This window comes from Saccharothrix sp. ALI-22-I (genome assembly GCF_001984175.1).
GTDB lineage: Bacteria > Actinomycetota > Actinomycetes > Mycobacteriales > Pseudonocardiaceae > Actinosynnema.
In genome coordinates, this window is record NZ_MTQP01000069.1 from 322,753 (window position 1) to 336,624 (window position 13,872).

Sequence of the window (13,872 nt, forward strand, 5' to 3'; positions counted from 1 at the left end):
CCGCTGGTTCGTCAGCCGCTGGTGGGCAGCCGGACCAGGGTCGCGCCTTCTTTCGTGTCACGCACGATGAACTCGGAGATCTCGTGCCAGCGCATGCCGACCGAGGCCTGCATGCTCACCGGGTCCTTGCTCGGGCCCGAGGCCGTCACCAGCCATGAGCCGACGACCATCGTCTCGCCCGTCCGCGCCTTCGCCACCAGTTCGCACCGCGTGGGCCCCTTGGCGCCCTTCACTTCGACCTGGATCGACGTGCCCCACGGTTCGGGGCTCGCCGCGAGCCGGGCGTACACGCCGGTCGCGGGATCGGTGCGGGTGATGGTGCCGGAAGCGTCCGGGGCGCCCTTCGCCACGTTGGACTGCTCCGGCACCGACGGCGTCGTCGAGGTGGCGACCGAGTCGGACGGTGAGGCGATGCTCATCGACACGACAGCGGTCCCCGCGATGAGCAACGCGGCGGCGGCGGCAGCCAGCAGCGCCACGTTGCGGCGCTTGCGCGCCCTGGTTTCCGAGACCGAGTCGAGCATCGCGCGCACCGAGCGGCCGTCGGGCCGCTCCCCCGCGTTGGCGCGCAGCATGCCGTTGGCGTCGGCCTCGTCGAGCAGATCCGGCAGTTCGGCGAAATCGCGCAGGTCGAGCGCACATCGACGACATTGGGCGAGGTGGTTCTCGAACGCGTCGACCTCGTCCTCATCGAGGATGCCGAGGACGTACGCCGCCACGTCGATGTGGTTCGGCAGCGATGTCACCTTGTTTCAGCCCCGATCCTGCAACGCACGCCGCAGGGCGCGAAGCGCGTAGTACACCCTGGACTTCACCGTGCCGGGCGGTACCCCGAGCACCGCTGCGGCTTCCCCGACGGTCCGATCCCTCAAGTACGTTTCGAGAATAGCCTCCCGGTGTTCCTCCGTCAGTCCGTTCATCGCTTCGGCTACGACTATCGCCGCCAGCGTGCGGTCCGCTTCGTCCCGCGCCGGGGCTTCGTCGGACGGCGTCAACTCCGACTCCTGCGGTCGGACGCTCCGCTTGCGCCGGTCGTCGATGACCAGCCGCCGGGCGACGGTGAACAGCCAGGAGCGGAGCAGGACGGGGTCCCGTTCCAGCTTCTCGGCGTTGCGCCACGCCCGTACGAGCGTCTCCTGGACGATGTCCTCTGCCCACTGCCGGTCGCTGCCGGTCAGCCTCATGGCATGCCCGAGCAGCGCGCTGCCGAACTCCTGGTAGAGCCTGCGGATCAGCTCGTCTTCCAGACTCAAGTCCGGCCAACTCTGATCTCTTTGGGGGGAAGTGCTGCGTCTGTGCCGCGCCACGCCGAGCATCCAAGCGCGCCGACGGCTTCCGCGTCGAGGGTTTCGTGGCAAAAAAAGTCGTTGATTTGTTTGTGAACCGACATCCCATCGTGTCCGTACTCCTCGGTATCCGCTTCGAAGGCAAGGACCTGGGTCCCCGGTCCCACTAGTCCTTCCGGCGGACCCGCCAGCAGTAGAAAGGACCAACGATGCGAAGTCGACGTACCCGAAAGGCGTTGCTGCTGGTTCCGGCAGCAGCGGCGTTGATGCTGGTCAGCGCCTGCAGCGCGACCGGGATCAACAACGCTGCGAGCCAGAACGGCGCGGTCGACGCCGGTTCCGGTTCGACGACTCTCCAACAGACGCCGGAATTCAGCAAGGAGCCACGCCAGATGCTCCTGGCGACGGAGTCCAAGCAGGTCGGGTGGTTCGTGGCCGACGGTGGCGGCTTCGCGCTGTACCGCTTCGACAAGGACACCGCGAAACCGGCGAAGTCCAATTGCGACGTCGAGTGCGTCAAGACGTGGCCGCCGGTGCTGGTCAGCGAGAAGCAGACGATGACCACCGGGGTCGACCCGACGCTGGTCGGCTCGGTGACCCGCGCGGACGGCAACAAGCAGGTCACGCTGGCCGGCTGGCCGCTGTACCGGTACGCAGGCGACAAGAAGGCGGGCGACCTGACCGGTCAGGGCAAGGGCGGCACGTGGTTCGCGGTGACACCCGAAGGCAAGAAGGCGCAGGCCAACGCCGCAGCGGCGTCCGGCCAACCGTCCACCGGCACCGGCTACTAGGACGAGAAGACCATGTCAGCCAAACGTTTCGCGGCGGCCTTGTTGGCCCTGCACCTGTTGTTCCTCCCCGCGCTGCCCGGTGTGGCGCTCGCCCAGGACACCGGTCCGGTGGAGCAGACGCCGTTGGGCCCGATCACCGCGTCGGACAAGGAATTGCTGGTCAAGGTGCGTCTGGCGGGCCTGTGGGAGATGCCCATGGGCGAAGAGGCGCAGACCCGCGCGGCCAGCACCCGGGTCAAAGAAGTCGGCGCCCAGCTGATGAGCGACCACCAGTTCCTCGACGAACGGGTGGTGCGGCTGGCCGCGCAGATGGGCGTCCCGCTGCCGGACGAGGCCAACGCCGACCAGCAGTCGTGGATGGCGGAGATGCGCGCGCGCACCGGCACCGCGTTCGACGAGTCGTTCGCCAACCGGCTGCGGGCCGCACACGGCTCGATCTTCCCGGTCGTCGGCACGGTGCGGTCGAACACCCGCAACGAGGCGATCCGGCAGTTCGCCCAGATCTGCAACCAGATCGTGCTCAAGCACATGACCCTGTTGGAGAGCACCAACATGGTCGGCGAGATGGGCCTGGCCAAGCCGGTCGCCGCGGGTGCGGCGCTGCAGGGGGGCGCGGTCAGCGTCGACCCCTTGCGAACCGCCGCCCAGGTCCCCTCCGACGACGGACCCAGTCCCCTGGTCGTGCTCCTGATGTGCCTGGCAGGTGCGGTGGTGACGATCGGAATCCTGCGCGTGCTGCGGCCAAGCGGCGACGTCAAGTGAAAGGAGGTGGTGATCCCGACACCACAGTGCGACTCCCGACGCGGAGAACTTCCACACCCTCGAACCCGCCCGGCAGGCCGTGAACACTCCTGCGCGGCCACGCCGGGCGGGTCGGGCCCCTCCCACCACCTGCGAGTTCTCTCCCGCCATCTCGGAGGTAAAGTCCAGTGCTCTCCCAGGTTCCGCTGTTGATCGCCCAGGCCAGCGGCGACCATGACGCCGGCGTGAAACACATGGCGCAGATCTCGGCGCGCATGGCCTATGCGCTCATGTGCGCCACCCTGGCCTGGGGCGTGATGATCGCCACAGGCTGGGCCAACAAGTTCTCCAGTAGACAGGGGTTGCGCAACACCCACATGGTGTTGGCCACCATGGCTATCACGTTCGGCTCGTTGCACGCCTTCGCGTTCACCATCTTGCAGCTCAACACCTTCTCGTTCCTCCAGATCCTGGTGCCCTTCGCCAACGGCGGCCTGTTCCGGCACGCGCTGGGCATCCTCGGCCTGGAACTCATGATCACCATCGCGGTCACCGCGGGTCTGCGCAAGAAGATCTACTACCGCAAGTGGTTGCGGCTGCACCAGGTCGCCTACGCCGCGGTCACCATCACCGTGGTCCACTCCTGGTTCGGCGCCATCGCCAACGGCAACCTGTCCGTGCTGTGGCTGGCCGGCCTCACGATCCTCATCCCCACGGCGACCATCGCCCTGGCCCGCTTCCTCCCGCCGCACGTGCTGGTGAAGCTGGGCATGCTGGAGCCGGAGCCCGGTTTCGAGCCCGAGCCCGACGGCGCGGGCGGCAGCGCGCTGGACATCAGCGTCGACAACGAGCGCTGCCACCGCTACGGCATCTGCCAGGCCGAGGCGCCGGGGCTGTTCCAGCTGGTCGACGACGAACGCCTGCGTTACGAGCGCAGGCCACCACCTGAGCAGTTCGCAAAGGCGCGGGCCGCCGCGCGCGCTTGTCCGATGCGCGCGATCGAGCTGCGGGAGCGTGTGCGGTGAAGAACGAGGAACGCGTGGTCATAGCCGGCGGCGGGTTGGCCGGTCTGCGCGCGGGCGAACGACTGCGGGAGCTGGGCTTCCGCGGTGAGATCGTCATCGTGAGCGCGGAACGGCACCTGCCCTACCACCGGCCCGCGCTGTCCAAAGAGGCCATCAGCGGCGAGCTGGTCGCGAGCGATCTGCGGCTGAAGATCAGCCGCGAGCTGAACGCGGTGTGGCGGCTGAACGCCGCGGCCACCTACCTGGAGCAGGACCGGCGCGTGATCGGCCTGCCCGGTGGCGAGGAGCTGAGCTACGACGGCCTGATCATCGCGACCGGCGTCGACGCGCGGCACCTCGTGGGCGCGCCGCGCCAGGACCCGCGCATCCACGTGCTGCGCACCGTGGACGACGCGATCGCGATCAAGGAGGCGATTCGTTCCACGCAGGGCCTGGTCGTCGTCATCGGCGGCGGCCTCATCGGTTGCGAGATGGCCGCGTCGGTGAAGATGATCGGCCGTGACGTGGCCATCGTGAGCCGGTCGTCCACGTTGCTGGGCAACGCGGTCGGCAAGAACATCGCCGAGACGATCACCGAGGCGCACCGGGTGCGCGGTGTCCGGATGGCGATGGGTGTGAAGATCCGGCACTGGGTGCGACAGGCGGGCGGGGTGGCCATCCACCTCTCCGACGGGCAGGTGTTCTTCGCCGCGGTCGTGGTGATCGCGGTGGGCGCCGCGCCGGCGACCGCCTGGTTGCGCGGGTCGGGTCTGTCGCTGGAGGACGGCGTGCTGTGCGACGCCGCGTGCCACGCGGTCGGTGGGACCGACATCGTGGCCGCGGGTGACGTCGCCAAGTGGCCGAACCTCCGGTTCGGAGGACAACCGCGTCGGGTGGAGCACTACATCCACGCGGTGGAAATGGGGCGGGCGGCCGCGGAGAACCTGTTGGCGGGCAGGGAGAATTCGCGGCCGTTCACCCCAGTACCCCGGTTCTGGACCGAGCAGTACGGGATGCGCATCCAGGGTGCGGGCCACGCGTCGATGGGCAAGGACACCACGACGTTGGCGGGGTCGCAGAAGGACCACCGCACCATCACCGGGTTCATCAACGACGGCAAGCTGGTCGGCATGGTCGGGTTGGACGCGCCGACGGCGATGATCAAGCTGTCCACCGAGCTGTGGCGGCAGAACCGGGTGACCGGGGCCGCCGCGGAGCAGCAACAACGGCGTGCGGCGCAGCGGCCCGTGCCGGCGGCCGAAGCGGTCGCGGCCCCGGCAGCGGCAGCGGAACCGGCGACCGGGCCGGCGGCTGTCCCCGCCGAGGAGCCGACGCGGTACGAGCCGATCCGCGCCGCGCTGTCCCAGACGGAAGTGTTGCGTTCGGACCCCGAGCGTTCCGACCGTTCCGAACGGGCACGGCCGGAGCCGGTGCAGGCGACGTCGGCCTACCCGCTGCCGAAGCCGACGGAGTCCGGGCGGTTCGAACCGCCCGAGTCGCTGCGGCGCGAAGCACCGCGTACGGAGTCGATGCGGTACGAGGCGGCACCGACCGAGTCCGTGCGATACGAAACACGACGTACCGAGCCGACGCACTATGAAGCTCCCCGTGCGGACTCGATGCGATTCGAGGTGCCGCACACCGAGCCCACGCACTACGAAGCACCCCGTGCGGACTCGATGCGATTCGAGGTGCCGCGCACCGAGCCGGTGCGGTACGAGGCACCACCGGTCGAGTCCGTGCGGTACGAACCACCGGTCGAGTCTGTGCGGTACGAACCACCACTGGTCGAGTCTGTGCGGTACGAACCACCGCCCACCGAGTCGGTGCGGTACGAGTCGCCGTCGCGGCGGCTGGGGCCGACCCGGTTCGAATCCGTCCGTTCCGAGGCGATCCGGCTGGAAACGGCACTGCTGGAAGAGGCGGCCCGGTTCGAAGCCAGACGGGCCGAGGCGACGCACGCCGAGGAGTTGGCCCGGCTCGAAGCGGCCAGGTTGGAGGCGGCCCGGTTCCAGGCCAGGCGCGCCGAAGCGATCCGGGCGGAACCGCCGGCCCGCGAGGTCGACTCGGGACCGTCCCACACCCAGTTCTCGGACCCGGTCGAGTTGGCCCGGGTGCCGCGCCAGCAGCAGGAGTCCCAACCGCTGCCCATCCCCCCGTCGCACGCGCCCGTCGTGCGGGCGCGGTCGCGCACCCTGACCCGCACCGGGCCGAGAAGGGCAAGACCCAGGTGATCTGTTACCTCGCCGCCGTGTTCCCGTAACCCGGGCCACCAAGCATTCGGGCCATGGCGAACCGGAGTCGAGTCACTGTCGTCGGGATACCGGCCCGCGACGAGGCGCGCACGGTCGGCGCGGTGGCCTCGGCCGCCGACGCCGGCCTGCACCTCGCGTTCCCCGAGGGGACCAACGTCGTGGTGCTGGCCGAGAACGGCAGCACCGACGGCACCGTGCGGGAGTTCGCCTCGACACCGCTGCGCGCACGGAAAGTAGTGGCCAGTTCCAGCGGTGAGGGCACCGGCAAGGGCACCAACGTGTTCGCGATCATGGACCGGGCGCTGGAGCTGGACGCGGACCGGGTGCTGCTGCTGGACGCCGACGTGCGGTCCACCGAGCCCCGGTGGATCTCGGCGTTGGCGGACGCGGTGGACTCCGACGAGCCCGCGCTGGCCGTGCCCGCGTACCGGCGCAACCGGTTCGAAGCGAACACCACGAACCACTTGGCCAGCCCACTGTTGGCGGCGGTGTTCGGCGTGCACGTGCAGCAGCCGATCGGCGGCGAGTTCGCGTTCAACCGCGCCTTTGTGGAGCGTGCCCGCTCGTGGCCGCGGCCGGACAGCGCGTACCTGTACGGGATCGACGTGTGGCTGACCGCGAACGCGTTGCGCGAGCACGTTCGGGTGGTCGAGGTGCCGTTGGGGCGCAAGCTGCACAACTCGCCGTTCCCGAAGATCCTGACGCTGCCGCAGCAGGTGCTGGACTCGTTGTTCCACGTCGTGCTGCGGACCGACGGGGTGCGGTCGCCGGGTTTCGCGGCGCCGAAGGCACGGGCCGCTGTGGACGGTGCGGCGGTGCGCCAGGACCCGGCGGTGGTGACGCGGGTGTCCGAGTCGGTCGCGCGGTACATGGACGTGCACCGGGGTGACGTGCGGACGCTGTTCCCGTCGGCGTGTTCGGTGCCGTCGGCGCCGTGGGGGTTGCGGGTGACGACGGACGACTGGCCGCAGATCCTGGCCGACGCGGTGGCGGCGGTGGCGGAGGGCCGGTTCGAGCCGGCGCGGGACCACCTGGTGGCGCTGTACGTGAACCGGGTGATGACGTTCTGGGACGAGATCGAGGGGTTGGGCGACGGCGAGATCGACGAGCTGCTGGACCGGCAGGCCGCGCAGACCGTGCGGGCGGTGCAGGAGAAGCGGATCGCGTTGGGCGGGGCGACCGGGCCGGACGGGTTCGACGTGCGGCACTGGGCCGGGTTCAACGACGTCTCGCCCGCGTGGAGCGTCCAGGTCTGACGTGTGGACGTTGCTTTCGTTGACCGACCGGTAACGGCGGACCGGTCGCAAACGCTGTTCATGTATGGGACCGAGCGGCGCACGAACTCTGGTGGTGCTGGCTGTGGTCTTCCTCGCGGTCGCCGTGTGGAACGGCGTGTTGGCGTTGGACGACCAGGTGGCATGGCGCGATGCCACCGCTGCCATGTGCGCCGTGGCATCGGCCGGCTTGTTACTCGTGGCAGTGCGCCGCTCGTGACCTTCCGTTCACAAACTGTTCGCGATGTGTGAAATGTTCGGCCATCGCAGATAGATTGACGGAACTTTTCATCTCCGCCAGGCTCCAGATCCGTTCACATCACGGTCTGGAGGTCCCTGTGCTCCGACTTGTCTCCTATCTCGCGTCGTTAGCGCTCGTCGCGGTGGTGCTCGTGACTGGCGGCGGAACGGCGCAAGCCGATGGCTGCTACACGTGGAACCGAACTCTTTCCGAAGGTGCGTCCGGTGAGGACGTGCGGCAATTGCAGGTGAGGTTGTCCGGCTATCCCGGCTACGGCGGGGTGCTGGGCTTGGACGGCCAGTTCGGCCCGGCGACGAAGTCGGCGCTGGTGCGCTTCCAACAGGCTTACGGCCTGACCGCCGACGGCGTGGCGGGCAGTGGGACGTACTCGCGCCTCTATTCGCTCCAGGACGACGATTGCACACCCATCAACTTCTCCTATGCCGAGTTGAACGATTGCAATTCCGACTGGTCAGGCGGCAAAGTCTCGGCCGCGACCGCGAAGTTCAACGCCCTGGTGTCGATGTGGAAGCTCCAGGCCCTGCGGCACGCCCTGGGTGACGAGGCCGTCCGGGTGACCAGCGGCTTCCGCAGTATCGCCTGCAACAACGCCGTCGGCGGCGCCTCCGACTCCCGCCACCTCTACGGCGACGCGGTAGACCTCGGCTCCGGCCCCCACTCCCTGTGCCGCCTGGCCCAACAAGCCCGCAACCACGGCTTCAACGGCATCCTCGGCCCCGGCTACCCCGGCCACGGCGACCACACCCACGTGGACCACCGAGGCAGCCGCTTCTGGTCTGCCTCCTCCTGCGGCATCTGACCCGGCCCGGGCATCCGAGGCCGAGAATCCGCGAGGCCGCGGGTGGGCACCCACCCACCCGCGGCCCGCCCAGCTCCCATTCGCCCAACCCCCCGATCGCGGGGAACGCGCTGTGCAGAACAGAAAGACCGGCGCAGTAAGGTTGGGCGAGCGACACGAGGGGGCGCAATGGGGGCGCGGTCCGACTTGGCGGATTTCGGGCGGTACCAGGTCCGGGAGTTGCTCGGGCAGGGTGGCATGGGTGTGGTCCACCGCGCCTACGACACCGCCAACGACCGGGTCATCGCGTTGAAGCGACTCTCCGCCTCCGTCACCGACCACGAGTTCCGCGCGCGCTTCCAACGCGAGTCGCGCATCGCCGCCGGTCTCCGCCACCCCAACGTCATCCCGGTCAACGACTTCGGCGAGATCGACGGCCACCTCTACCTCGACATGATGCTGGTCGAGGGCACCGACCTGCGCCGCGCGCTCGGCGCCGACGAGGTCGACCAGGTCCGGGCCCTCAAAATCCTCGAACAAGTCGCCAAAGCCCTGGACGCCGCCCACGAACACGGCCTGGTCCACCGGGACGTCAAACCGTCCAACATCCTCATCACCGCCGACGACCACGCCTACCTGGCCGACTTCGGCATCGCCCGCGAGACGTCCCCCGAAGCCACCGCCCTCACCCGCTCCGGCGAGCTCATCGGCTCCTGGGACTACATGGCCCCGGAACGCCTCTCCGGCGGCGAGGTCGACGGCCGTTCGGACCAGTACTCCCTGGCCTGCGTCCTGTTCGAGTGCCTGACCGGCCGCTTACCGCACCCGGCCACCGACCCGGCCGCCAAGGTCGCCGCCCACCTCCTCCAACCACCACCCGCGCCCTCGGTGTTCAGCCCGACCGTCACCCCGGGACTGGACGCGGTCGTGCTGCGCGGTCTGGCGAAGGATCCGGCGCGGCGCTTCCAGTCGACGACGGCGCTGATCCACGCCGCGCAAGCCGCCGCGTACGACGGTGACACCGCACGCGCCGCGCGGCCGACCTCACCCGGCCCGGAGAACGACCAGGGCCGGCTGGTGCGCGCGATCCTCCGCTCCACCAACAAACCCCGCCCCAAACGCCCGAACGGACCGTCCTCCCCCTACCCCGGCCTGAGCGGCTTCGAGCGGGCCGACGCGGATCTGTTCCACGGGCGCGAGCACGTCGTCACCGATCTGCTGGTCCGGTTGGCCGAGCAGGTCGGCGGCGGTGAGCCGGTGGTGTTGGTCGGCGCGTCGGGTTCGGGTAAGTCGTCGGTGCTCAGGGCCGGTCTGCTGCCCGCGCTGGCGGACGGGAAGGCCCAGGACGCGTGGCCGCAGGTGCTGTTGACGCCGGGCACCGACCCGGTCGGCAACCTGGCCGGCGCGATCGCCCAGCACACCACCATCGCGGCGGCGGAGTGGGCGCGGCTGATCCGCGAGTCCCCGAGCCGGTTCGGCGACGTGTGCGCGCGTTCGGTGCGGACCACCCGCCCGGTGATCGTGGTCGACCAGTTCGAAGAGGTGTTCAACGCGCCGGAAGCGGACCGGTTGGCGTTCGCCACCGCGTTGACCGCCGCACGTCCGGTGCTGGTCGTCCTGGCCGTGCGCGCCGATCTGGTGGACCGGTGCATCGAACTGGCCCCGCTGCGCCCCGCGCTCGCCGCCCCCGTCCTGCTGGGACCGTTGGACGCCACCGGTCTGCGGCAGGCGATCGTCAGCCCGGCGAAGGACTTCGGTGTCGACGTGGAGCCCGGCCTGCCGGAGCGGATGATCGCCGACCTGGGCGTCCGCGGCGAGATCGGCTACGACCCCGGCGCGCTGCCCCGGTTGGCGCACGCCCTGCGCGAGTCGTGGAACCACCGGGACGGTCCGGTGCTGACGTTGGCCGCCTACCGCCGGGCGGGCGGGATCGACGGCGCGGTGTCGCGCACCGCCGAGGAGATCCACTCCGCGCTCGACCCGGCCGGCCGCCAGGCGCTGCGGACGATCCTGCTGCGGCTGGTGGCGGTGTTGGACGACGGCGCGGTGGTCCGGCGTCGGGTCGATCCGCAGGAGTTCGCGGCGCAGCGGCACGTCCTGGACCGGCTGATCGCGGCACGGCTGGTGACCGTGGACGGCACGGGCGCGCGGTTGAGCCACGAGGCGCTGTTCACCGCGTGGCCGCGCCTGCGGGACTGGATCGAGGAGGATCGAGCCGGTCTGGTGCAGCACCGCCGGTTCACCGACGCGGTGCGGGTGTGGGTGGAGTCCGGGCAGCACACCGACGACCTGTACCGGGGTGTCCGGCTGGCGGCGCTGACCACGTGGTTGGAATCGGCGCGGGACCGTGTCCGGTTGCAGCCGGTGGAGCAGGAGTTCCTGGACCGCTCGACGGCGGCCGAGCACGCCGGTCAGCTGGCGGCGCGGCGGCGCACGAACCGGCTGCGCGGTCTGGTGGTGGCGTTGAGCCTGCTGCTGGTGGTCGCGTCGGTGGCCGTCGTGGTGGCCACCCGGTTGCAACAGACGGCGTCGGCGGAACGGGACCGGGCGGACGTCGGGCGGCAGCAGAACCTGTCCCGGCAGCTCGCCGCGGAATCGGCGCTGGCCAGGGAAGTGGACCCGCGTCGGGCGGCGTTGGCGGCGCTCGGCGCGTGGCGCGCGAGCCCGACCGTCGAGGGGCGCAGTGCGCTGCTGGCCACCGCTCTGGACGCCTACCGGGGCCGGATGACCGGTCACACCGGAGCGATCGACTCGATCGCGGTCAGCGATGACGGCAAGACGGCGGCGACCGCCGGCAACGACGGGTCGCTACGGCTGTGGGACGTGCCCGCGCGGCGTGAACTGGCCGTGCTGGACGACAAGGACGGCTGGTACCGCACGGTGTCGATGAGCGCGGACGGTCGGCTGTTGGCCACGGCGGACCCGGACACCAAGAAGGTCGAGCTGTGGGACGTCCGGGAGCGCAAGCGGGTGTTCACCGTGCCGGGCTCGGCGCTCGACACGGCCATCTCGGTGGACGGCGCCACGTTCGCCGCCTACACCGACCGCGGTGTCGTGGTGTACGAGACGGCGAATTTCACCGAGCGGGCGGTGTTCCAGGCGGGGCCGTCGATCCGGATGGTGTACCTCCCGGACCCCGGGCTGATCGCGTTGGCCAACGGCAACGACGTCGTGGTGCACCGGGTGAGCGACGGCACGATGGTCGCGAACCTGGTGGCGCACACCGCGAGGGTGAGCGCGCTGGCGTTCAGCCGGAACGGCGCGATGCTGGCCAGCGCGTCGATGGACTCGACGGTCCGGGTGTGGGACACCGCGACGTGGACCGCGCGCCAGGTGTTGGGCACATCCGAGCCGGGGTTGGCCTCGGTGCAGTTCAGCCCGACCGGCGCGGAGGTGGCGGCGGGGTCGGTGGGCACCGGCATCTACTCGTGGGACACCGGGACCGGCCAGATGCTGACCCAGTACGCGGCCGGTTCGGCGACCACGTCCGCCCTCGCCTTCACCGGCGACTCGCACACGCTGCTCAGCGCCGACTCGAACGGCGTGGTCACGGAGTGGTCGTACCGGCGCTCGGCGTTCGGCCCGCGCGACGCCGTCGTGCTCAGCACCGCGTTCCACCCGGACGGCAAGCTGTTGGCGACGACCAGCGGCGACGGCATGGTGCGGTTGTGGGACCACGAGAACGCCCGCCAGGTCCGGCAGTTCCGGGCGCACACCGACGACGCCTACGACCTGGCGTTCAGCCCGGACGGCACCGAACTGGCGACGGTGGGCGAGGACGGCGAGGTCGTGGTGTGGAAAACCGAGACCGGTGCGGAGGCACGCCGGTTCTCCCGACCCGGCACGGAGTTCACCGCGGTGAGGTTCAGCCCCGACGGCAAGGCGATCGCCGTCGCGGGCCGCACGCCGACCAGTACGCAAAACACCGAGCGCGACGAACTGCTCTTGCTAAACACGACCGACCTGAGCGTGGCCGGTCGTCGGCCGACCGGCGAGGAACCGCGCAACGCCCAGCCGAACGGGCTGGAGGCGAACTACCCGACCGCGATCGCGTACAGCCCGGACAACCGCACGCTGGCGGTGACCTTGGCGGGGGGCAAGATCGGCCTGTGGAACCTGGTCGACCCGGGCTCGGAGTGGACCATCCTGCCCGGCCACGAGAACCTCGCGCTCGACGCCGAGTTCAGCCCGGACGGCGAGGTGCTGGCCACGAGCGGCTCGGACAAGCTGGTGCGGCTGTGGCGGGTCAGGGACGGCGTCGAGATCGGCAAGCTCACCGGCAGCGACGCACCGGTGCGCCAGGTCGAGTGGAGCCCGGACGGGAAGACGCTGGCCACGGCGAGCCAGGACACCGTGTTGCGGATGTGGGAGGTCGACGGCGCCCGGCAGTTGGTCCGGATGGACCGGCACGACGGCGAGTTGAACGACGTGGCGTTCGACCCGACCGGGGAGCGGGTCGCCACCGCGAGCGCGGACGGCACGACCCGGGTGTGGAACCTCGTGCCGGAACGGGCGGTCGACGTGCTGTGCGGCGCGCTCGACCGGGACACGTTGGCCGAGGAGTGGGCTTCGCTGGGGTCCGAGCGGGGCGACCCGCCCGGTTGTCCGGGCTGAGCCGTGCCGCGGGTGGTGGTGCGGGGAGCGGGCCTGGCCTCGGTGGTGTTGGGGCCGGGTGAGTCTCTGATGTTCGGGCGCGCGCCGCACGGCGTGCTGGGTCCGGCCCGTCCGGGGCGGGTGGCGTTGACCCTGCCGGACTGCGCGCCGCACGTGTCACGGCTGGTCGGCGAGCTGGCGGTCGGCGTGGACGTGGTGTCGTTGACGTGGCTGGGCGCGGGCGAGGCGCAGTTGTCGAGCCTGTTCGACGCGCCGGGTGGCGCGCGGCGGGTGATCCTGACCCGGTCGGCTTCGGCGTTGCTGGACGCCGGGGAGAACCAGTTGGTGCTGCTGTTGGGCAGGCGTGGTGACGGCGACGGGTTCACCGACCTGTTGATCACGATCGACGTGGAGCCGTCGGCGGTGACGCCGGAAGTGCCGTTCGGGTCGGCCGGCGACGACACCCGGACCGGGCCGGGGTTGGTGCGCGGCGGGCGGGACTGGTTCGTCGCGCTGGCGTTGAGCGAGCCGTGGCTGGTGGGCGCGGACGACTACCCGCGGCCGCCGTCGAACCGGGAGATCTTCGAACGGGTCCGCGAGTGGCACGGCTACACGTGGAACCTGCACCGGCCGCAGCGGGTGGACGACGCGATCCGGGCCATCTCGGCGATCGCGTTCGGCCGGGCGGACGACCCGTTCCTGGCGCCGCACGCGGGTCGGCTGCAGAACACCAGGTTCGCGGTCGCACGGCGCGCGGCGGAGGTCCGGCTGGTCACCGCCGCCGACCTGGCCGAGGTGGAACGGGCGGCGCGGAACCGGAAACTTCCACCCGCGCCGTCCTCGCCCGGCGACGCCCCGGCTCCGTAACGTCTCGGGTGTCAGGGGCAC

The 13,872-nt window shown here is 70.5% G+C and carries 11 protein-coding genes; 9 read left to right on the plus strand and 2 right to left on the minus strand.

The annotated features are described in order from the left end of the window. Positions 1–11 precede the first annotated feature (11 nt). Together ALI22I_RS43620 and ALI22I_RS43625 are read right to left on the minus strand one after the other, a co-directional pair. Complete coding sequence (locus tag ALI22I_RS43620) at positions 12–746, minus strand: anti-sigma factor family protein (protein WP_077011449.1); 735 nt, start codon at positions 744–746, stop codon at positions 12–14. 6 nt (positions 747–752) lie between these two features. Beyond that, positions 753–1,316: a sigma-70 family RNA polymerase sigma factor gene (locus tag ALI22I_RS43625; protein WP_083752452.1), complete on the minus strand. Its 564-nt coding sequence runs from the start codon at positions 1,314–1,316 to the stop codon at positions 753–755. Between the two features lie 179 nt (positions 1,317–1,495). On the opposite strand from ALI22I_RS43625, the gene ALI22I_RS43630 reads away from it, so the two are divergent. From ALI22I_RS43630 to ALI22I_RS43665, 9 genes are all read left to right on the plus strand, one after another. After that, entirely contained in the window at positions 1,496–2,077 is a 582-nt protein-coding gene (locus tag ALI22I_RS43630) for a hypothetical protein (RefSeq protein WP_083752453.1), read from the plus strand. A 12-nt stretch (positions 2,078–2,089) separates the two neighbouring features. Continuing rightward, positions 2,090–2,839: a DUF4142 domain-containing protein gene (locus tag ALI22I_RS43635; protein ID WP_077011452.1), complete on the plus strand. Its 750-nt coding sequence runs from the start codon at positions 2,090–2,092 to the stop codon at positions 2,837–2,839. A 167-nt stretch (positions 2,840–3,006) separates the two neighbouring features. After that, entirely contained in the window at positions 3,007–3,843 is an 837-nt protein-coding gene (locus ALI22I_RS43640; protein WP_083752454.1) for a ferredoxin, read from the plus strand. Then, a complete protein-coding gene (locus ALI22I_RS43645) occupies positions 3,840–6,056 on the plus strand; it encodes an FAD-dependent oxidoreductase (RefSeq protein ID WP_077011453.1) in 2,217 nt (738 codons plus the stop codon). The genes ALI22I_RS43640 and ALI22I_RS43645 overlap by 4 nt, the downstream gene beginning before the upstream one ends. Positions 6,057–6,109: 53 nt before the next feature. Next, positions 6,110–7,333 (plus strand): glycosyltransferase family 2 protein, encoded by a 1,224-nt coding sequence (locus ALI22I_RS43650; protein ID WP_077011454.1) that lies wholly within the window; start codon positions 6,110–6,112, stop codon positions 7,331–7,333. Between the two features lie 91 nt (positions 7,334–7,424). Continuing rightward, entirely contained in the window at positions 7,425–7,571 is a 147-nt protein-coding gene (locus tag ALI22I_RS51660; RefSeq protein ID WP_179118551.1) for a hypothetical protein, read from the plus strand. A gap of 163 nt (positions 7,572–7,734) precedes the next feature. Further along, entirely contained in the window at positions 7,735–8,412 is a 678-nt protein-coding gene (locus tag ALI22I_RS43655; RefSeq protein WP_238598936.1) for a D-Ala-D-Ala carboxypeptidase family metallohydrolase, read from the plus strand. Positions 8,413–8,580: 168 nt separating this feature from the next. Further along, the gene (locus ALI22I_RS43660; RefSeq protein ID WP_077011456.1) at positions 8,581–13,005 is read left to right on the plus strand and encodes a WD40 repeat domain-containing serine/threonine protein kinase; all 4,425 of its coding nucleotides are present in this window, start codon (positions 8,581–8,583) and stop codon (positions 13,003–13,005) included. A gap of 3 nt (positions 13,006–13,008) precedes the next feature. Then, positions 13,009–13,851, plus strand: coding sequence for a hypothetical protein (locus ALI22I_RS43665; RefSeq protein WP_238598871.1), 843 nt, complete (start codon positions 13,009–13,011; stop codon positions 13,849–13,851). Positions 13,852–13,872: the final 21 nt, after the last annotated feature.

Excerpts from the sequence above, each read along its gene's own strand:
- ALI22I_RS43625 (WP_083752452.1), bottom strand. The coding sequence starts at position 1,316 with ATGCTCGGCGTGGCGCGGCACAGACGCAGCACTTCCCCCCAAAGAGAT.
- ALI22I_RS43630 (WP_083752453.1), top strand. The coding sequence starts at position 1,496 with ATGCGAAGTCGACGTACCCGAAAGGCGTTGCTGCTGGTTCCGGCAGCA.
- ALI22I_RS43635 (WP_077011452.1), top strand. The coding sequence starts at position 2,090 with ATGTCAGCCAAACGTTTCGCGGCGGCCTTGTTGGCCCTGCACCTGTTG.
- ALI22I_RS43650 (WP_077011454.1), top strand. The coding sequence starts at position 6,110 with ATGGCGAACCGGAGTCGAGTCACTGTCGTCGGGATACCGGCCCGCGAC.
- ALI22I_RS43660 (WP_077011456.1), top strand. The coding sequence starts at position 8,581 with ATGGGGGCGCGGTCCGACTTGGCGGATTTCGGGCGGTACCAGGTCCGG.